This is a genomic window from Blautia massiliensis (ex Durand et al. 2017) (assembly GCF_051861785.1).
GTDB lineage: Bacteria > Bacillota > Clostridia > Lachnospirales > Lachnospiraceae > Blautia_A > Blautia_A luti_A.
Window position 1 is genome coordinate 351,766 of the sequence record NZ_CP146725.1, and the last position, 19,444, is coordinate 371,209.

Annotated in this window: 16 protein-coding genes; 3 read left to right on the forward strand and 13 right to left on the reverse strand. The window is 46.1% G+C overall.

Features of this window, described 5'->3' with window-relative positions:
* Positions 1-67: 67 nt before the first annotated feature.
* Positions 68-865, forward strand: coding sequence for a sirohydrochlorin cobaltochelatase (locus V9W66_RS01875; protein ID WP_144095287.1), 798 nt, complete (start codon positions 68-70; stop codon positions 863-865).
* Positions 866-987: 122 nt separating this feature from the next.
* Here the strand turns inward: V9W66_RS01875 and V9W66_RS01880 are convergent, their stop codons facing one another.
* Both V9W66_RS01880 and V9W66_RS01885 read right to left on the reverse strand, forming a co-directional pair.
* Positions 988-2,199, reverse strand: a complete 1,212-nt coding sequence (locus V9W66_RS01880) for an NADP-dependent isocitrate dehydrogenase (protein ID WP_059085918.1) — start codon at positions 2,197-2,199, stop codon at positions 988-990.
* A gap of 164 nt (positions 2,200-2,363) precedes the next feature.
* Positions 2,364-3,188 (reverse strand): S8 family peptidase, encoded by an 825-nt coding sequence (locus V9W66_RS01885; protein WP_015525272.1) that lies wholly within the window; start codon positions 3,186-3,188, stop codon positions 2,364-2,366.
* A gap of 282 nt (positions 3,189-3,470) precedes the next feature.
* Here V9W66_RS01885 and V9W66_RS01890 point away from each other — a divergent pair, with 282 nt between their 5' ends.
* Entirely contained in the window at positions 3,471-3,632 is a 162-nt protein-coding gene (locus tag V9W66_RS01890; RefSeq protein WP_015525281.1) for a hypothetical protein, read from the forward strand.
* A 36-nt stretch (positions 3,633-3,668) separates the two neighbouring features.
* Here V9W66_RS01890 and spoIVA read toward each other — a convergent pair whose 3' ends face one another.
* The 4 genes from spoIVA to V9W66_RS01910 form a co-directional block, all read right to left on the reverse strand.
* Positions 3,669-5,138 carry a stage IV sporulation protein A gene (gene spoIVA / locus V9W66_RS01895; protein ID WP_144100359.1) on the reverse strand — a complete coding sequence of 490 codons (1,470 nt, stop codon included), beginning with the start codon at positions 5,136-5,138 and terminating at the stop codon, positions 3,669-3,671.
* Positions 5,139-5,283: 145 nt separating this feature from the next.
* On the reverse strand, positions 5,284-6,981 hold the full coding sequence (locus V9W66_RS01900) for a [FeFe] hydrogenase, group A (RefSeq protein ID WP_144095291.1): 1,698 nt from the start codon (positions 6,979-6,981) through the stop codon (positions 5,284-5,286).
* 12 nt (positions 6,982-6,993) lie between these two features.
* The gene (locus V9W66_RS01905; RefSeq protein ID WP_144095293.1) at positions 6,994-8,865 is read right to left on the reverse strand and encodes an NADH-ubiquinone oxidoreductase-F iron-sulfur binding region domain-containing protein; all 1,872 of its coding nucleotides are present in this window, start codon (positions 8,863-8,865) and stop codon (positions 6,994-6,996) included.
* Positions 8,865-9,347 (reverse strand): complex I 24 kDa subunit family protein, encoded by a 483-nt coding sequence (locus tag V9W66_RS01910; RefSeq protein WP_144095295.1) that lies wholly within the window; start codon positions 9,345-9,347, stop codon positions 8,865-8,867. The genes V9W66_RS01905 and V9W66_RS01910 overlap by 1 nt, the downstream gene beginning before the upstream one ends.
* A 400-nt stretch (positions 9,348-9,747) precedes the next feature.
* Here V9W66_RS01910 and V9W66_RS01915 point away from each other — a divergent pair, with 400 nt between their 5' ends.
* A complete protein-coding gene (locus tag V9W66_RS01915) occupies positions 9,748-11,256 on the forward strand; it encodes a 4Fe-4S dicluster domain-containing protein (RefSeq protein ID WP_144095297.1) in 1,509 nt (502 codons plus the stop codon).
* A gap of 424 nt (positions 11,257-11,680) precedes the next feature.
* Here V9W66_RS01915 and V9W66_RS01920 read toward each other — a convergent pair whose 3' ends face one another.
* The 7 genes from V9W66_RS01920 to acsE all read right to left on the reverse strand — a co-directional run bounded on the left by V9W66_RS01920 (position 11,681) and on the right by acsE (position 19,414).
* Positions 11,681-12,442, reverse strand: a complete 762-nt coding sequence (locus tag V9W66_RS01920; RefSeq protein ID WP_330418283.1) for a glucosaminidase domain-containing protein — start codon at positions 12,440-12,442, stop codon at positions 11,681-11,683.
* A gap of 30 nt (positions 12,443-12,472) precedes the next feature.
* Positions 12,473-13,324 (reverse strand): bifunctional 5,10-methylenetetrahydrofolate dehydrogenase/5,10-methenyltetrahydrofolate cyclohydrolase, encoded by an 852-nt coding sequence (locus tag V9W66_RS01925; RefSeq protein ID WP_015525289.1) that lies wholly within the window; start codon positions 13,322-13,324, stop codon positions 12,473-12,475.
* 14 nt (positions 13,325-13,338) lie between these two features.
* Positions 13,339-13,968: a cyclodeaminase/cyclohydrolase family protein gene (locus V9W66_RS01930; protein ID WP_021977714.1), complete on the reverse strand. Its 630-nt coding sequence runs from the start codon at positions 13,966-13,968 to the stop codon at positions 13,339-13,341.
* Positions 13,969-14,067: 99 nt separating this feature from the next.
* The gene (locus V9W66_RS01935; protein WP_144095299.1) at positions 14,068-15,753 is read right to left on the reverse strand and encodes a formate--tetrahydrofolate ligase; all 1,686 of its coding nucleotides are present in this window, start codon (positions 15,751-15,753) and stop codon (positions 14,068-14,070) included.
* Positions 15,754-15,849: 96 nt separating this feature from the next.
* A complete protein-coding gene (locus tag V9W66_RS01940) occupies positions 15,850-16,512 on the reverse strand; it encodes a DUF3786 domain-containing protein (protein WP_144095301.1) in 663 nt (220 codons plus the stop codon).
* Between the two features lie 27 nt (positions 16,513-16,539).
* Positions 16,540-18,480 carry a corrinoid activation/regeneration protein AcsV gene (gene acsV, locus V9W66_RS01945; RefSeq protein ID WP_144095303.1) on the reverse strand — a complete coding sequence of 647 codons (1,941 nt, stop codon included), beginning with the start codon at positions 18,478-18,480 and terminating at the stop codon, positions 16,540-16,542.
* A 148-nt stretch (positions 18,481-18,628) separates the two neighbouring features.
* Positions 18,629-19,414, reverse strand: coding sequence for a carbon monoxide dehydrogenase/acetyl-CoA synthase methytransferase subunit (gene acsE / locus V9W66_RS01950; protein WP_015525295.1), 786 nt, complete (start codon positions 19,412-19,414; stop codon positions 18,629-18,631).
* Between the last annotated feature and the right edge of the window lie 30 nt (positions 19,415-19,444).

Here is a 19,444-nt window from a genome sequence, read left to right on the forward strand (position 1 = left end):
TTCCAGCGGAGAAATATAAAGAGTTTATCATAATCACCATAATTATCAGGATGGAGGAAATCCCCGTATGAACTCAGCTTCAAAAAAAGCGATCCTAGTAGTAAGTTTCGGCACAAGCTATGAAAACACCCGTAAGCTTACCATCGAGGCCATCGAGCACGATATTGCCGATGCATTCCCGGCCTGTCCCACCTACCGTGCATGGACAAGCAAAATGATCATTGCCAAACTGAAAAAGCGGGACGGTCTTACGATCCACACGGTAAAGGAGGCTCTGGAACAGATGCTTCTGGATGGTATCACCGATGTGATCGTACAGCCGACTCATGTGATCAACGGTATCGAAAATGATCAGATGAAAGCCGATGCGCTTTCTTTTCGTGACCGTTTTTCCAGTATTGTTTTCGGAAATCCTCTTCTCACAACAGAAGAAGATAACCAGGCGATCGTCCGGGTAGTTGCAGATGAATTCCGGAACATGAATCCGGACACTGCGCTTGTACTGATGGGACATGGAACAGAGCACTACGCAAACACGGTTTATGCTGCTTTGGATTACCGTTTTAAAGATACCGGACATAAAAATATTTTTCTTGGAACTGTAGAAGCCTATCCGGCCCTGGACTCCCTTCTCCGGGCTGCCGACAGCTTTCATCCGAAAAAGATCGTGCTGGCGCCCTTCATGATCGTAGCCGGCGAACATGCACAGAACGATCTGGCCGGTGCAGATCCGGACTCCTGGATGAACCGTCTTTCTTCCGAAGGATATGAAGTCACCCCTGTACTGAAGGGACTTGGAGAATATCCAAAGGTCAGGCAGATCCTTGTGGAACATGTACAGCAGGCCATGAACGTTTCGGTCTGACAGAGATCAGATGATCCATATATATCCCTCATAAAAAAACTGCACCGTGATCCATCCCAGGATCTTCCGGTGCAGTTTTTTATTTTTTATGAAATTACTTGAAGTTCTGAACTTCCTGGTATTTATGCCATCAGTTCATCCAGTTTTGTCTTTACAGCAAGGATAAACTCTTTGCTGTTCAATACCTGTACCTCTTTCAGAGAAGTGATCAGTGCAAGATCCTTGGTCATCTTTCCGCTTTCAATGGTATCCAGTGTTGCTTTTTCCAGTTTTCCTGCAAAATCAGCAAGTGCTTCATTTCCGTCCAGCTCGCCTCTCTTGCGGAGAGCTCCTGTCCATGCAAAGATCGTTGCAACGGAGTTTGTGGATGTTTCTTTTCCCTCAAGATGACGATAATAGTGTCTCTGAACTGTTCCGTGGGCAGCCTCATACTCAAAATATCCCTTCGGGGATACCAGTACAGAGGTCATCATGGCAAGAGAGCCAAATGCGGAAGATACCATGTCGCTCATAACATCTCCGTCATAGTTCTTGCATGCCCAGATAAAACCGCCATCTGCCTTCATAACACGGGCTACGATATCATCGATCAGACTGTAGAAATAGGTCAGGCCGGCTTCCTCAAATTTATCCTTAAACTCTGCATCAAAGATCTGCTGGAAAATCTCTTTAAATCTTCCATCGTATGTTTTGGAAATGGTATCCTTGCTTCCGAACCATACATCCTGCTTTGTGTCCAGTGCATAATTAAAGCAGCTTCTCGCAAAGCTCTTTACGGAATCATCAAGATTATGCATGCCACGGAGAACACCTGCCCCATCAAAATGCTGGATCAGCTCCTTACGCTCTTCTCCGTCTTCACCCTCAAATACAAGATATGCATCTCCCGGCTTGTCAATATAAAATTCTGTATTCTTATAGATATCTCCATATGCATGACGTGCAAGTGTGATCGGTTTCACCCAATTCTTTACACATGGCTCGATTCCCTTTACAACGATCGGCGCACGGAATACAGTTCCATCAAGAATGGCACGGATCGTTCCGTTTGGACTCTTGTACATTTTTTTCAGGTCATACTCTTCCATTCTGGCTGCGTTTGGCGTGATCGTGGCACATTTTACGGCTACTCCGTATTTCTTGGTTGCTTCTGCTGCATCAATGGTAACCTGATCATCTGTCTCATTTCTGTGCTCAAGACCAAGATCATAATATTCTGTATTCAGTTCCAGATACGGTGTGAGAAGTTCATCCTTGATGATCTGCCACAGGATACGTGTCATCTCGTCTCCGTCCATCTCAACTAAAGGTGTCTGCATTTTGATTTTTTCCATATTATTTTTCTCCTTTTGAGGTTTATTCTCCTGTTCGGATTCCAGGTGCTCTTTCCTTTAGAATCTTTCTTCAGCACTTTTACTGTACATTGTACTCATATTTTCCGGTTCCGTCAACGCTTTTGTGCTTTACCGCACTATGTTTATAAGAATTGTATAATAATTCAGCCTGCCAACAGTTTTTCACAGTTAAATTTTCCCCATCCCTGCTGATTTCTGGGAAGTCCCATATCTTCTGCATTTTCTCTTAACAACATCTTTACCTCTACATTAGAAAGCCGGGGATCTTTTTCCAGAAGGCAAGCGATTCCTCCTGACACCAGAGGCGTCGACATGGAGGTTCCGCTTTTGAGCCCATATGAGTACGGCAGTCCCGGTGCACAGGCAATGACCTGGCTTCCCGGCGCTACCAGATCCGGTTTGCACACACAGTCAAAAGTAGGGCCTCTTCCGGAAACTGCCTTTCTGCCATTCAGCATATCACTGGAGCCTACGGTAATGATCTTCCGGCTGCTTCCCGGTGCTGTTACCGTGCCGGCCCCCGGTCCCTGATTTCCTGCTGCAGCTACCACCACAAATCCCAGATCCCAGAGTTTTTCCACTCCTTCAAGAAGATCTGTCTGTTCCTTATGATCCCGGGATGTTGTTCCCACTGAAATATTAACGATACGGATATGATAAATGCTTCCAAACTCCATGATCCACCGAAATGCCCGCATCACATCCTCCCTGCTTCCGTTCCCGAAACGATCCAGAACCTTCAGAGCAGCGATACTGCAGCCAGGTGCAGCCCCTTTATATTTTCCACCTGATGCAGTTCCGTCCCCTGCAAGGATCCCGCTGACATGAGTCCCATGTCCGTTATCATCATATGGGCTGCGTCTGACTCCTGTAAAATCACGAAACACGGAAATACGGCTGCCAAAATCTATATGAGGAAAAATACCGGTATCCAGAACCGCCACGCCTATCCCTTTTCCTGTATACATCCTTTTATACCTTTCCAAAGCTCTCCCGTCGGACAGCTGACCTTTCTTTAGCTTATTCTGCGGACATCTTTCCCGCTACTCGTTTTATATAAAAAGACCCCGGGATCTTTGCTGTATATTTTATTTAGGTTCCGCGATCAGCTGTGGAAAAAATGAGATATACAGAAGCTGTTTTAAAAATCTCCATACCCGGTGATAATTATATTTTCTTGCAATATAATGTATAAAATACATTATCTCCTCCAATACTTAACATATCTGAAAAATAAAGGAGGTTTTTCTATGCTTCTCTTTTTTCTTGTATTCTTCGGACTCCAGATCTTTGTTCTTTTCTGCTGTGCCGCTGCAGGAAATGACGCCGCTTCCCAGGAACTATCTGACCAGGAACAGCTTCAGTTTATCGCAGAATGGAAAAAACAACATCAAAAAAAGGACGTCTGCTGAAGAACGTCCTTTTTGCTTTGCAATTCTATTCTCCATTCATATGATGATACACACCAGTCCGCCTTTGCTGTCATTTACGATCTTCTTCATAGTATCCTGAAGCTTCACCTGACTTTCTTCGCTGATCATGGCCAGCTTGTTCCGGATTCCGTCTTCCACCAGCTGCTGGATGGATTTTCCGAAAATATTGGTCTCCCAGATACTTTCCCCTCGCTCCGGGCTTTCTCTGATATACTTTATCAGATCCTCCGCCTGCTGTTCTGTACCAACGATCGGAGCGATCTCCGTTTCGATCCCCGCCCGGATCATATGAATGGACGGACTTTTTGACCGGATCTTTACTCCAAATTTATTTCCCTGACGGATCACCTCAGGTTCCTCAATAGTGATCTCGGAAAGCTCAGGCACCACAACCCCATACCCTGTTCCTTTTACCGCTTCCAGGGCAGCCTGGACTTTTACAAATTGTTCCTTCATACCGGCAAGCTCTTTTATGGTCTGGATCAGTTCATATTCGCTTTCCATGGATATCCCGCTCATTTCACTGAGCATCTGATAATAATAAATGTCTTTTACTGCGATTCGGATACGGACTTTTCCATCGGAAAGACTGACCTGCTCAAGCAATGTGTCTTCCACATATGGACTTTCCAGATATACTGATTCTCTGCTTACATCACGCACATGAGTAAGTCTGGTCATCTTTTCCCGAATCTCATTTAACAGAGCCGCCTTTACCTCATGTTCCGGAGAAAGCATCTCCACCCATCTGGGAACAAAAAGCTCTATCTCACTGACCGGGAATTCATAAAGGATCTTCTCCAGGATTCTGGTCACATCCTCTTTTCGAAGCTGTTCACAGTTGACTGCCAGAACGGATACTCCAAATTTCTCTTCCAGATGTTTTACAGTTTTTCCGGTTTCCTCACTGTAGGGAGTCTGGGAGTTTACCAGGATCAGAAAGGGTTTTCCCTGGGCTTTCAGCTCTTTTATCGTCTGCTCTTCTGCCGGAATAAAATTTTCTCTGGGAATTTCCCCGAAGCTTCCGTCTGTTGTGACTACAATTCCGATGGTGGAATGCTGGCTGATTACTTTTTCCGTCCCGATCCGGGCCGCATCATGAAACGGGATCGCTTTTTCCTGCCATGGTGTTTTGACCATCCGTTCCCTGCCTTCTTCCACATTTCCGGATGCATCCTTTACCAGAAAGCCCACACAGTCAATAAGCTTCACCCGGATCTTCTGGTTTTCCCCTATGGATACCTCCACCGCTTCTTTTGGAATGAATTTTGGTTCTACGGTTGTGATCATTTTCCCGGCACCACTGAGCGGCAGTTCATCCTGAAGCTCTGCTCTTTTTCCCTCACTAAGCGCAGGCAGTGCCACCAGCTCCATGAATCTCCGGATAAATGTGGATTTTCCTGTACGGACCGGGCCCACAACCCCTATGTAGATATCCCCGCCCGTCCGTGCCTGGATATCACGGTAAACCTGAAAGTTTTCCATATAAAAAAGCCTCCCTGCATATACTGGCCTGTAAGTTCCGGGAAACGTCTTAAAAAAGACAGTTCCCGCATACCACAGTATATGCCCGGAAGGCTTCTTATATGCTGCTGTTCACCGGGAACAGCAGCTCTTTGTATTCCTCATATCAGTCTTTGATATAGAACTCATTGTGAAGCAGATGATGCTCTTTGCCTTTGAGGAGTCCCTCATAAAGCTCCAGAACCAGTGGGTTCTCATCGGATTTCTTGATGATCATGGTATTGTCTGCATTGTACAAACCTCTTGCCCTGGCTGCCTTGGTTCTGTCACCGGATCTGGTCGGCTGACCTCCACCCATGATACATCCACGGCGGCATGCCATAACCTCGATCAGATGATAGTTTGCCTCGCCGTTCTTTACACGTTCCATAACGGTTCTTGCATTTGCAAGGCCACTGGCTATGCATACATTGATATCCATTCCCTTGTACGGTACGGTAAATTCCTTGATTCCCTCTTCACCACGAACACCGCACTCTGCAATCTCATGCATGGCTTCCTTGCTGTGATCCGGGCTCAGTCTTCGAAGAACTGCCTCGGTAACACCACCGGTAACACCGAAGATAACGCCACCGCCGGAACCAAATCCAAACGGCATATCGCATGCTTCCGGATCCAGTGTTGCAAAATCAAGACCAAAGTTATCGATCATGCGGAGAAGCTCTGTGGTTGTGATAACGATATCGGTATCCTGCTCGCCATCGGTAAAGCTGTTCGGGCGGATTGCCTCTGCCTTCTTGGCTGTACATGGCATAATGGAAACCATAACGGTCTTCTTGCCTGCTGCATGCTCCGGATCACGGAAATACTCTTTGATGACCGCAGACATCATTCCCTGTGGGGAACGGCAGGTAGAAATGTTCGGAACATATTCTTTATATTGATCAGTGATAAACTTCACCCATGCAGGACAGCAGGAAGTCAGAAGCGGAAGATTCTCACCCTTCTCCACTCTGTTTAGGAACTCCTTGGTCTCTTCCATGATGGTAAGGTCGGCACTGAAGGTTGTATCATAAACTTCATCAAAGCCCATTCTGTGAAGTGCATTGACGATTTTTCCCATTACACTCTTACCTTTTGTCAGCCCGTAATGGTCACCAACAGCAACTCGAACAGCCGGAGCGATCTGTGCGACAACACGGACATTCGGATCTGCCAGTGCTTCCCAGACTTCATCCATATGTGTCTTGATCGCAATCGCACCTGTCGGACAGTATACACGGCACTGTCCACAGTTTACGCACTGTGTATCAGCAATTTTTTTGTTAAATGCAGGCATTACGATAGCTTCTGTTCCACGGAAAGCAAATCCTAATGCGCCGATTCCCTGAATTTCCTCACAGGCACGTACACAGTCGCCACAGAGAATACATTTGTTTGGATCACGCACCAGAGACGGAGAACTTGTATCCAGTTCATAGTGTTCTCTGGTATTTTTGAAACGGATATTCTGTACTCCCAGTCTGTGAGCAAGCTCCTGTAAAACACATTCACCGCTCTTTACACAGGTTGTACAGTCACGGCAATGTGCTGCAAGAAGCAGCTCCACGATCAGTTTACGATATTTTTTGATACGTCCGGAATTGGTGTAGATCACCATTCCGTCTCTTGGTTTCTCAGAACATGAAGCAAATGTTTTTCCTCTGTCATCTTCTACTGTACACAAACGACAGGCACCAAAAGTGGATACCTCTGAATGATAACATAATGTCGGAATGTTGATGCCGGCTTTGCGGATGACAGTCAGTACATTCTTTTCATCGGTAAATTCTATTTTTCTTCCATCAATGATCATTGTACCCATAACTCACCCCTCCTATGCTTCGATATAAATGGCATCAAATGAACAGTTATCCTTACATGCCCCACATTTGATACAGATATCATTGTTGATCACATGCGGCTGTTTCTTCGCGCCTGTGATCGCACCTGCCGGACAGTTTCTGCTGCACTTTCCGCAGCCAATACAGAACTCAGGATTAATAATAAATCGTCTGAGAGCTGTACAGACTTTTGCACGGCACTTCTTGTCAACGATATGTTCTTTATACTCATCATAGAAAGTATTCAGGGTACTGATAACCGGAAGAGGAGCACTCTTTCCAAGTCCGCACAGAGCCATGGAACGGATCATCTCTGCAAGTTCGGAAAGTTCATCAAGATCACTTTCCTCACCTTTTCCGCCTACGATCTTCTCCAGGATCTCCAGCATACGTTTGGTACCTTCACGGCACGGAACACATTTACCGCAGCTCTCACGCTGTGTAAAGTTCATGAAGAAACGGGCTACTTCTACCATACAGGTATTTTCATCCATAACTACCAGGCCACCGGATCCGATGATCGCATTATATTTCTTTACGGAATCAAAATCAAGCGGGATATCCAGGTGCTCTTCTGTCAGACAGCCACCGGATGGTCCTCCGATCTGAACACCTTTAAATCCTGCGTCACCTTTAAGGCCGCCACCGATATCATAGATGATCTGACGGAGAGTACTTCCCATAGGAACTTCGATCAGACCGGTGTTATTTACATTTCCTGTCAGGGCAAATGCTTTTGTTCCCGGACTTCCTGCTGTTCCGATACCCTTATACCACTCGGCTCCGTTGTTAATGATCATCGGAACATTCGCATAGGTTTCAACATTGTTCAGCACAGTAGGTTTGCCAAACAGACCCTGCTCTACTGTACGAGGGGGTTTTACACGAGGCATACCACGGTTACCTTCGATCGATGCGGTAAGTGCACTTCCCTCACCACATACAAAAGCTCCTGCACCACGGTTAATATGGAACTGCAGTGAAAAATCTGTTCCCAGAATATGTTCACCTACCAGACCATATTCTTCTGCCTGTGCGATTGCCTTACGGAGACGTTCTACTGCCAAAGGATACTCTGCACGAACATAGATATACGCATTCTGTGCTCCTGTCAGATAAGCACCGATCAGCATACCTTCCAGCATCTTATGCGGATCACCTTCCATGATGCTTCGATCCATAAACGCACCCGGATCACCTTCGTCACCGTTACATACCACATAACGTTCTGTTTCTTTCTGGCGTGCCACCTGTTTCCATTTCTTTCCTGCCGGGAATCCGCCGCCTCCTCTTCCGCGGAGATTGGATTCTTCCATGAGATCCAGGCCTTCCTCCTTGCTCATATCAAAAAGAACTTTTTCAAGGGCTTTATATCCACCGACTGCAATATATTCTCCGATATTCTCGGCGTCAATATGTCCGCAGTTTTTCAAAACCAGACGGGTCTGTCCTGCATAAAACGGAATGGACTCCTCGCTCTGATATACCTGGCCATCTTTATGATAGAGAAGTCTTTCAATAGCTTCACCATGACAGACTGTTTTCTCATAGATTTCTTCACAGTCTTCCGGTTTTACTTTCAGATAAAGAATTCCAAGAGGCTCAATTCGCATCAAAGGTCCCATCTCACAGAATCCATGACATCCACTCTTCTTAATCTCAGGATGTGGTACTTCACCGCCAAAATCAACGGAAACATTTTCATTGACCTCGGCAAGATTTTTCATTTTTTCATAGATCTCTTTGGAACCGCTGGCTATACATCCGGTTCCTGCGCAGATAAGGATACGGATCTTCTGAGCATGCAGTGTTTCTTCAGCTTTTTTTCGTAATTCCTGAAGTTCTTCACGATTATGTAATAACATTATTCGGCACCTCCCTTTTTCAGATTACGGATAATTTCCACAGCAGCATCTGGAGTCATTTTGGGATGTACTTCATCGTTGATGGTCATTACAGGTGCAAGTCCGCAGGCACCGAGGCAGGATACGATCTCTATTGTAAACATCATATCATCTGTTGTATGTTTCTTGTGAGTTAATCCCAGTTCCTTCATAAGTGCCTCGCGCACCGGAACAGAATTACGTACATGACAGGCAGTACCGTCACAAACCTTGATCACATATTTTCCTTTCGGTTCAAAGGAAAAATTCTCATAGAAAGTAGCTACACTGTACGCCTTCGCTTCTTTTACACCAATCTGTTCCGCAACATAAGTAAGAAGCTCTCCCGGAAGATAACGGTACTCAGCCTGAATATCCTGCATGATCGGAATCAGTGATGCAGCTTTCCGGCCGTAGTGCTCGATGATCTCGTCCGTTTTTCTGTAATACGTCTGGTCTAACATTCGGTTCCCTCCTTGTTTCTCATAGATTTTCCACTTGATCAACCTGTTCCACTACAGGTTAATGCTTTAACACTCTGTCAGTGCCGCGCATTTATGCAAATCATTATTTTGCACTATTTCATGCTTTTGATTATAACTTATATCGTCATTTTTCACAAGCAGTTTTTTTGCTTTTTTCAGAATATATCGAAATGTTTATAACGGCTTACTGATTTTGTATCTATTTTCCATAAAATATGTTCAATTTTTAACAGCTTTGATAATAAAGATACAAATCTGCTCTTTGTTTCTGCACAAAAACATTAAAGCCAGTTATTGATTTTATCTCTCAATTACTTTAAGATGGATAAAAAGTGCGTGGAAAACATTTAATTAATTTATTTTGTAAAGGAGAACATCTATGCGAAATCTTGACACACCAGTAAAACAGATCCGGCGAAAGATTTTTACCGAAATTGCTAAGATCGGATTTGAATCCACGGACGAATCAATGATCCATGATATCGAATCCATTCCCTACAATATTGTAGAGGAACGCGCGAAATACCGCGAAAGCATCTATCGTGAAAGAGCTGTTGCAAGCGAACGTGTCCGTCTTGCCATGGGACTTTCCCTCCGCCCGGAAAATCGTTCCGTCCACCTTACCGATGGCGTGAAGGCCAGCAACATTGACGAGAAATATTACGAACCACCTCTTATGCAGGTGATCCCTTCCGCATGTTCCGCATGCGAATCCAACAAATACGAAGTCAGCAACATGTGCCGCGGCTGTGTCGCACATCCCTGTTTACTCACCTGCCCCAAAGGCGCCATTTCCATGGTAAACGGAAAATCCTTCATCGACCAGGACAAATGTATCCATTGCGGAAGATGCAAAGCTGTCTGTCCTTACGATGCCATCGCCCATAAAGAACGCCCCTGCGAACGTGCCTGCGGTGTAAAAGCCATCGAGAGCGATGAACAGGGACGCGCCTCCATCAACCAGGATAAATGCGTATCCTGCGGCATGTGCATGGTTAGCTGTCCATTCGGAGCTATCTCCGACAAATCCCAGATCTTCCAGCTGTCCCACGCCCTTCGAGAAGGAACTGAGATCATTGCAGAAATCGCCCCCGCCTACATCAATCAGTTCGGCGAAGACGTCACCCCGGGCCAATTCCGCTCCGCTCTCAAACAGCTGGGCTTCTCAAACATTTATGAGGTAGCACTGGGCGCAGACATCGGCTGCATCTCTGAAGCACACCACTACGCCAAAGAAGTAGCAACCGGCCACCTCCCCTTCCTCCTCACCTCCTGCTGCCCGTCCTGGTCAGTCATGGCAAAGAAATACTTTCCGACCATGATCGACAACATCTCCCAGGAGCTGACCCCGATGGTAGCAACCGCCCGGATCGTAAAAAAAGAGCACCCCCATGCGAAAGTAGTCTTCATCGGACCATGTGCCTCCAAAAAACTGGAAGCCATGCGTCATTCCGTAAGAAGTGATGTAGACTTCGTGATCACCTTCGAGGAACTCTGGGGCCTGTTCGACGCCAAAAGCATCACCCCATCCACCTGCGAAGAGCTCCCGGAAGAAACCCAGGCTGCAACCGCCGCAGGACGAGGCTACGCCATCGCCGGCGGCGTAGCTGGAGCCATCGAAAACTGTCTGAAGGAATACTATCCCGATGTACCAGTCCACATCGAACACGCAGAAAGCCTTGCCGAATGCAAAAAAGTCCTCACTCTGGCAAAGGCCGGAAAACTCAAAAACTGCATGATCGAAGGAATGGCCTGCCCCGGAGGCTGCATCGGAGGCGCCGGAACCAACGCCGGCTTCGCAAAAACCTCCAAGGCCCTCAAAAAATACGTAGACAGCTCAGAATCAAAACTCCCCTCACAGGAACTGGAAAACCTGGAGTTGAACTAACTACCCCCAATATATCGAAATACTTTTTAAGCATTATTAAATAAAAAACGGAGATGCAACCTAGATGATTAAAAATCCAGGTTACATCTCCATTTTTTATCAACCAGGACAGGGCAAAGCCCGCCTCCATCCCTCATCCACATCCTTCCCCATAGCCAGACAACCTAACACCGCCAACGCACAGGCCCGGAAGGGAGTGCGGTACTGTCTGCGGACGACTCTGCAGGAGGTGTGCTGGATCTTAGGCGGCGGGAGTTCTGCGTTATTTTTCAAAAGCCAGCTGTCTGAGCGGCAAAAAGCCGCGAGTTCTGGCTTTTGGAAAATGGTTTTAGCAGAATCCCGGCGCCTTAGATCCAGCCGCCGACGAAGCCCGGCCGCGGACAGAACCGCACTCCCTTCCGGGCCGTCCCGTTCGCCACCACCACTACTTCTCCACCGTCTCCGTACTCTCCGGCCAGGTATACTCCTCCCCCTTCAACTCCGCCAGAAGACTCCTAAGCTTATATCCATAATTCCTCCCGGCGGCCCATCCGCCCCCATAAGGATTCTCCTGGATCCCAAGCCACTCCACATAAGGCGCACTCTCACGGGAAACATACTGGAACCGATTATCCACACAAGCCTGATTCAGCTCCTCCGAAGAAGCATAAGCCTTCAGATGCTGCACCTGCGCCCGGATCCCCGTCCTTACATCAGGAAAAGAATTACCGGCAACACCACCACCGGTAGTTCCCAGCCCCGAAAAATTAAACTGCCCCGCACTGGCATCCCCACCAAACTGAAGCCATCCGGTCTCAAGCATGGCCTGCTCAAAAACAACCTCTCCACGGACGCCCTCCGCATCCGCTTCCTCTATCACAATCGTGCAAAACGTATCAATATCCGGTGCACCACCCTCCGTCAGGATGCCGGAAGGATACTCCACATTCTGCGCCTCATACTGCACTACCATATCCTCCGCATCCACTGTGGTACACCCCATGATCGTATAATATCCATAAGTATTATCTGTGGAATCATCCACAAAACCCTCTGTATCACTCTCTCCAGATGACTGAGGCTTCGAAATCTGACCCTCCATAGAATGATCCGCTTCCTCTGCCAAAACACCTGCAGGCGTTCCAAACACCAGAACGCCTGCAAGTACCATCATCCGTAAACAAAAACTATTTCGGAATCTGTACATATATCAATGATCAATCCTTTATTACTGTTATTACTGCGCTTTTCTCATTGCAGCTTCAACCACATGACCTACAAGAACAGAAGTTGTAACACTTCCTACTCCGCCAGGAACCGGTGTAATCGCATCAACGATTGGCTCAACTGCCGCATAATCAACATCACCACAAAGCTTACCCTCTGCATTAACATTGATACCTACATCGATAATGGTCTGTCCCTCTCTGACATAATCAGCACCGACAACACCAGCACGGCCTGCTGCAACGATGACGATATCCGCCTCTTTTGCAACAGACGGCATATCAACAGTTCTTGTATGGCAGATAGTAACTGTCGCATTCTTCTTAACAAGCATCATTGCAGCCGGTTTACCAACTACAAGGCTTCTTCCGATTACAACCGCTTTTTTGCCTGTGCAGTCAATTCCATAATGATCAAGAATCTCCATGCAGGCCTGCGGTGTGCATGGTGGGAATCCGATCTTCTTGCCTGTAAATACACCAGACATGGAAAGATCTGTCATACAGTCAACATCCTTCTCTGCTGCAAGTGCATTCTCGATCACTGCCTGATCCAGATGTTTTGGCAGCGGACGGAACAGTAGAACTCCGTGGATCTTATCATCTTTGTTTACTTTATCGATGGTTGCAAGAAGCTCATCCTGGGAAACATCCTCCGGAAGAAGGATTTTCTCACATGCAACACCAAGAGTCTCACAGCGCTTTGTAGCACCTCTCTCATAGGAAATATCGCTTGGATTCTCACCAACACGGATAATGCAAAGTGTAGGATCTACACCTTTTGCCTGAAGCTCTGCAACGTTCGCTTTGATCTTTTCATTGAGAGCCGCTGTTACTTCTTTACCTAATAACTGCTTTGCCATTTGTCTGGTTCCTCCTATTTCAGTCTTCCGAGAACACTGTCAAATGTCTCGTCTGCGATCTTTGTATATTTCTCAAGCATAGCGTCTGCTTTTTTGTTTAATTCCTCTGCATACGCACGGTCAGCCATAGATTTTGTGTTAATGTACACATTCAGGCTTGCTCCCTTAAGAGCTGCTTTGCAGAATGCAGCACCTACACCAGCATCACTGATTGCAAGCTTAGAACCTTTTGCTCCGAACTCAACGATAAGTTCAATAGCCTCGCAGCATTTCTCCATGATCTCCATAGGAACAGAGCATGCTTCCTTGAGGGCAGCTTCCATTACCCGAGCCTTCTCAGCCTTCTCTTCTTCTGTCTCTCTCGGCATTCCGTAAGCCTTGGAAAGAGGCTCAAAAACTTCCGCATCTCTCTCGATCAGATGAAGGAAATCTTTCTGAAGCTGATCACATTTCTTTTTCAGCTCCCACATTTCATCTTCTACATCTGCATATTTTTTCTTACCGACAGTAAGGCTTCCAACCATGTTTCCAAGAGCTGTACCAACAGCACCTACAAGGGCAGATGCACCGCCGCCGCCTGGAACCGGTGCCTTGGAGCTTAATACCTCGACAAATTCAGTACAAGTACTTGTAGAAAATCCCATAGGACTCTCCTCCTCATATTCTTATTTTAGCACTCCTGAGAGCCCATTGGGGGCCTTATAAAAAGCCCCCTCCGGTTGTTTCATAATCTTATATTGTGATTAGAAGAGACCTGTGATCTTTCCTGTCTCATCTACATCAATCTTAGTTGCAGCCGGTACTTTCGGGAGACCTGGCATAGTCATGATCTCACCTGTAAGAGCTACGATAAATCCTGCACCAGCAGAGATCTTAAGGTTACGTACTGTTACCTCAAAATCTTTTGGCGCACCAAGCTTTGTCTGATCATCTGTCAGGCTGTACTGTGTCTTAGCTACGCAGATCGGGCAGTTACCAAATCCAAGTGCCTCAAGCTGTTTTGCCTGTTTCTGAGCATTCGCTGTAAGAACAACTTTCTTACCACCATATACTTTCTGTACGATCTGGTTCAGTTTATCTTCAATGGAACCCTCAAGCTCGTAAGCATATGTGAAATCGTTTGGCTCCTCAACAAGACGGATAACTTCCTCGGCAAGCTTCAGGCCGCCCTCGCCGCCTTTTGCCCATACTTCGGAAAGTGCAACATTAACACCAAGCTCTTTACATTTTGCCTCTACCAGGTCAAGCTCTGCCTTGGTATCTGTCGGGAATGCGTTGATTGCAACAACACATGGAAGCTTGTAAACGTTCTTGATGTTGTCAACATGTTTCAGAAGGTTCGGGATACCCTTCTCAAGAGCCTCAAGGTTCTCATTGTTAAGATCCGCTTTTGCAACGCCGCCGTTGTATTTCAGCGCACGTACTGTTGCAACGATAACAACTGCACTTGGTGTAAGACCAGCCATACGGCACTTGATGTCAAGGAATTTCTCAGCTCCAAGGTCAGCACCGAATCCAGCCTCTGTGATCGCATAATCAGCAAGCTTCATAGCCATCTTTGTAGCTGTTACGGAGTTACATCCGTGAGCGATGTTTGCGAATGGTCCGCCATGCACGATTGCAGGAACATGCTCCAGTGTCTGTACAAGGTTCGGTTTCAGAGCGTCCTTCAGAAGCGCTGTCATAGCACCCTCTGCATGAAGATCACCGGCTGTTACCGGTTTCTGCTCGGAAACTTTACCATAGGTGTATCCGATAATGATTCTGGAAAGTCTCTCTTTCAGATCCTTGATGTCACTTGCAAGACAGAGAACTGCCATGATCTCGGATGCAACTGTGATATCATATCCATCCTCACGCGGCATACCGTTTGTTCTTCCGCCAAGGCCGTCTACCACATTACGAAGCTGACGGTCGTTCATATCAACGCAACGTCTCCATGTGATCTTTCTCGGATCAATATTCAGCTCATTGCCCTGGAAGATATGGTTGTCGATCATTGCTGCAAGAAGGTTATTAGCTGCACCGATCGCATGGAAGTCGCCTGTAAAATGAAGGTTGATATCTTCCATCGGAACTACCTGCGCATATCCGCCGCCTGCCGCACCACCTTTTACGCCGAATACCGGTCCGAGGGACGGCTCACGAAGTGCAACCATTACACTCTTTCCAAGTTTCTGCATTCCGTCAGCAAGACCAACTGTTGTAGTTGTTTTTCCCTCTCCTGCCGGTGTCGGGTTGATAGCTGTTACAAGAATCAGCTTACCATCTTTTTTGTCACTCTCGTTTAACAGATTGTAATCAATTTTTGCTTTGTACTTTCCGTACTGCTCCAGATATTTGTCGTCAATACCTGCCTTCTCTGCAATCTGTGTAATTGGAAGCATTTCGCACTCCTGTGCAATTTCGATGTCACTTTTGAATCCCATAATGTTACCTCCCTTTAGGTATTTTTACAGTTTTTAATCCCTTAAAACTGCATCTCTATAAAAACAGGTCCCATCCTGTTCTTAACTATTTTTAATTTAAAGACATTTCAGAAACGCCTTTAAAGACCCAATGATAACGTCTCCCATAACAGCCATGTCCTCGGCTGCAAAGGAAACCGGAAAATTATCGGAAAACAAGATCTGCGAAGACGGCGGGAACTCATCATCTCCCTCCCAGAGGATCATCTGAACTACATATCCCGGAAAGATCTCCACCTGGTATGCAATATCTCCATGATCCACAGGAACCGCATGGAGGTGTTCCATGATCTCCTTGAAATCCTTAAGTCTGTTTCCGTATGTGAAAGCCAGGCGTTTGATGCACCTGCCATCAAACTGACGGAGATAAACCTCTCCCCAGGGCATTTCCCTGTATGTTTTAAACCTTCCGCTTCCCTGAGATACATTCCCGTTCAGCAGAAAACGGATAGCAAGGATCTTTGCATAATGCATTTCCTCAAGAGGATAAAATCCCGCATCATCTTCCTCATGAGTTACCTGAAAATCCGGCCAGGAAATATAATAAACGCTTCCCAGGAATTTCAGAGTCAGTTCTTTCTTCTCTTCGTCATAAGGAAGCGAAAGACGTCCGGCAATTTCTGCCGGGTCTGCCTTAGCGAACTCCTCTGTATAATGCTCCCAGGGCATTCTTTCTTTGCTGTCTTTTTCATAATTCAAGTCATTTATACTAAAAGCCATGTTTTACCTCTGCTGTTTTAGTCTGCTTTATCTCTTCTGCTGTTCTTCCATAACAGACGGAAACAGATTTGTGTCCGTATGCGGAATAAAGCATGCACCTACAAACTCATCCATATAGGTAGGAACTGTAGAAAGTTCCAGGTAAGTCATATTTGAAGCCAGTTCATAGGTTTTCTTCTCTGCTGATGTGGAATGAAGCATCAGATAAGCACCCGTCAGAGAAGAGTTCCCAATGTAATGGAACTTCTCAAGAGGGATATCCGGGAACATTCCGATATGCACTGCATTAGCCATATTGATCCCGCTTCCGATTCCACCGGCAACATATACGTCATCGATCATGGACACATCGAAATCAAGAGAATTCAGCATAGTACGGATTGCAGAGAAAATAGCACCTTTGGCACGGATAAAATTATCAATATCTACTTCTGTGATCTCAACATCCTTGGCAGAACCGGCTTCCTCTTCAAACGCGATCACATAGCTTCCCATGCCATAATGATCGTGACGGATTCTTTTGCCCTCACGGACAAATTTTCCCTTCGGATTGATGATTCCTGTCATAAAAAGTTCACTGATCACATCAATGATACCGGAACCGCAAAGTCCTACCGGTTTGGTTCCAGGTTCACCTACAACCTTATATGTCGGCTCCATAGTTTCTTTATCAATGGTACATGCCTCAATAGCACCGTCTGTAGCACGCATACCGCAGCTGATATCTCCACCCTCAAAGGCAGGACCTGCAGAACATGCACAGCTCATCATAAAATCGGAATTACCGAATACAAGCTCTCCGTTAGTACCAAGGTCGATAAACAGAGAAAATTCCGGTCTGTTCCAGATCATACTTACCAGTGTACCGGCAGTGATATCTCCACCTACATAGCTTCCGATATTCGGAGCCATGATAATATGTGCATCCGGATTGATCTCAATTCCCACATCGGATGCAAACAAGGAATTTGTTTTGAAAAACGTAGGAATATACGGTTCCATACGAAGCGGATCCGCATTGATCCCTGCAAACAGATGATTCATGGTTGTATTAGAAGCAACACACATCCGGTAGATCTGTTTCTCCGGGAAATGAATGCTTCTGCACATCTCATGGATCATCGGGTTAATGGTCTCTTTGATCACCGCGTCCTGAAGTTTCTTCTTTCCGCCAGGTTTCTGAGATTCGATGATACGGTTGATAACATCCGCACCAAAACGGATCTGTCCGTTTCCGGAAGAACTCTTGGCCAGGATCTCTCCTGTTTCCATATTGATCAGGACTGCCGAAACGGTTGTGGTACCGATATCTACAGCAAGACCACCGATCACAACATCTTTCTTACTGTCAAAAATATCATAAACATACATGTCATTTGGTGCTGTACGAACCACGCACTTCACAGAAAATTTACTCTCACGAAGTACATCTGGAAGCTTCTTAAGCACCGCATACGGAATTCTGACACGCTTCAGGTTCATAAACTTCTGAAGTGCACGGGTCAGTCTTTCATTATCCGGCATGGTATCATCCAGTGATGGAATATCCATCTGAAGTTCCACAACATCAAGACTGTTTGTAAGTTCTATGCCAGCCATCTCGACTTCATGCTTGGCATTTTCAAAAATAGCGATTTCTTCTTTTGAGCTCAAATCAGCCACTTTCATTCGGCTCTTATATGCGGATGCAATATCCGGAACAAGAACCTCCACATCTGCACTGATCTTGCTCATACAGGCCAGACGCCAGCCTGCGCCATATTCTTCATCCGAAATATGAAGAGTTTTCTTTGAGTCCAGTTCTCCGCCTTTTAACTGTACCCGACATTTTCCACAGGCTCCGTTTCCGGAACACGGTGCATCGATAGCCACATTGGCACTACGAGCAACCTCCAGTAAATTATCCCCCGCATTGGCAAATGCTTCTACCGTACTGCCATTTTCAAAAGCAAAAGTCACCTTAAACATTCGGCAACCACCTTTCTCGCCTCGTAAAAGTTATTCGTCTTCCACCTGTGGCGTTGGGAGTTAGACTAAACTATATTAGTAAAAAAGAGGCTGAAGGCCGAAGCCCCCAGCCTCTGAAACAGCGCTCCTGTTTTGTTCACACGCCAAATTAGATCTCAAGGTAAGAATCTGCGTAAAGTGTGTTACCCTTGAATACGTCACAGGATTTGATTGTCTCCATAAGACGAAGGTCGTTAGGGTTAACGATTGCAGATGTAAGACCATTCATCATAGCCATTGCTACAAGAGCAGAGTCCATGATCGGACGGATATGTTTTGGCATACCGTTACTGTTGTTGGAAAGACCGCCAGTGGAGTTCAGACCCATCTCGGAGAACATCTTGATTGCCTCAAGAACTTCCATCTGTTTGTCCTGCATTCCTTTTACAACAAGGAAAAGCGGATCAAACCAGAGATCCTCTGCTTCCATGCCAAGGCCAAGACCTCTCTCAAGCATGTTCTGGCAGTGCATCATACGCTCGTCATTGTCTGATGCAACCATACCGGAAGAGCAAAGTGCGATACAGATCGCATCGTTAGCTGCTGCAAGGTCGATATTGGAAATTCTGTCTCCAGCATCTGCAGAGTTTACGATCGGTTTTCCCTTACTTCTGTTGTATACGGAAATACCAGCCTCAATAGCTTTCTGATTTGTAGTATCCAGAGCAAGCGGAACATTGTCAAACTCAGACTGAAGGAGCTGTACTGCCCATTTCATAAGGTCCTCTCCATCGTTCTCAGCCGGTCCGATGTTTACATCAAGATATGTAGCGCCCGCATCAAGCTGCTGTTTTGCTCTTTTGATGATCGGCTCAGGATCTCTCTCAGTAAATGCTTTATTTACTGCCGGTGCTGTTGTTGAAAGTCTCTCCCCAATTGTTACAAATTTTGCCATACTCGTGTTCTCCTTTACATATTAGTAGGA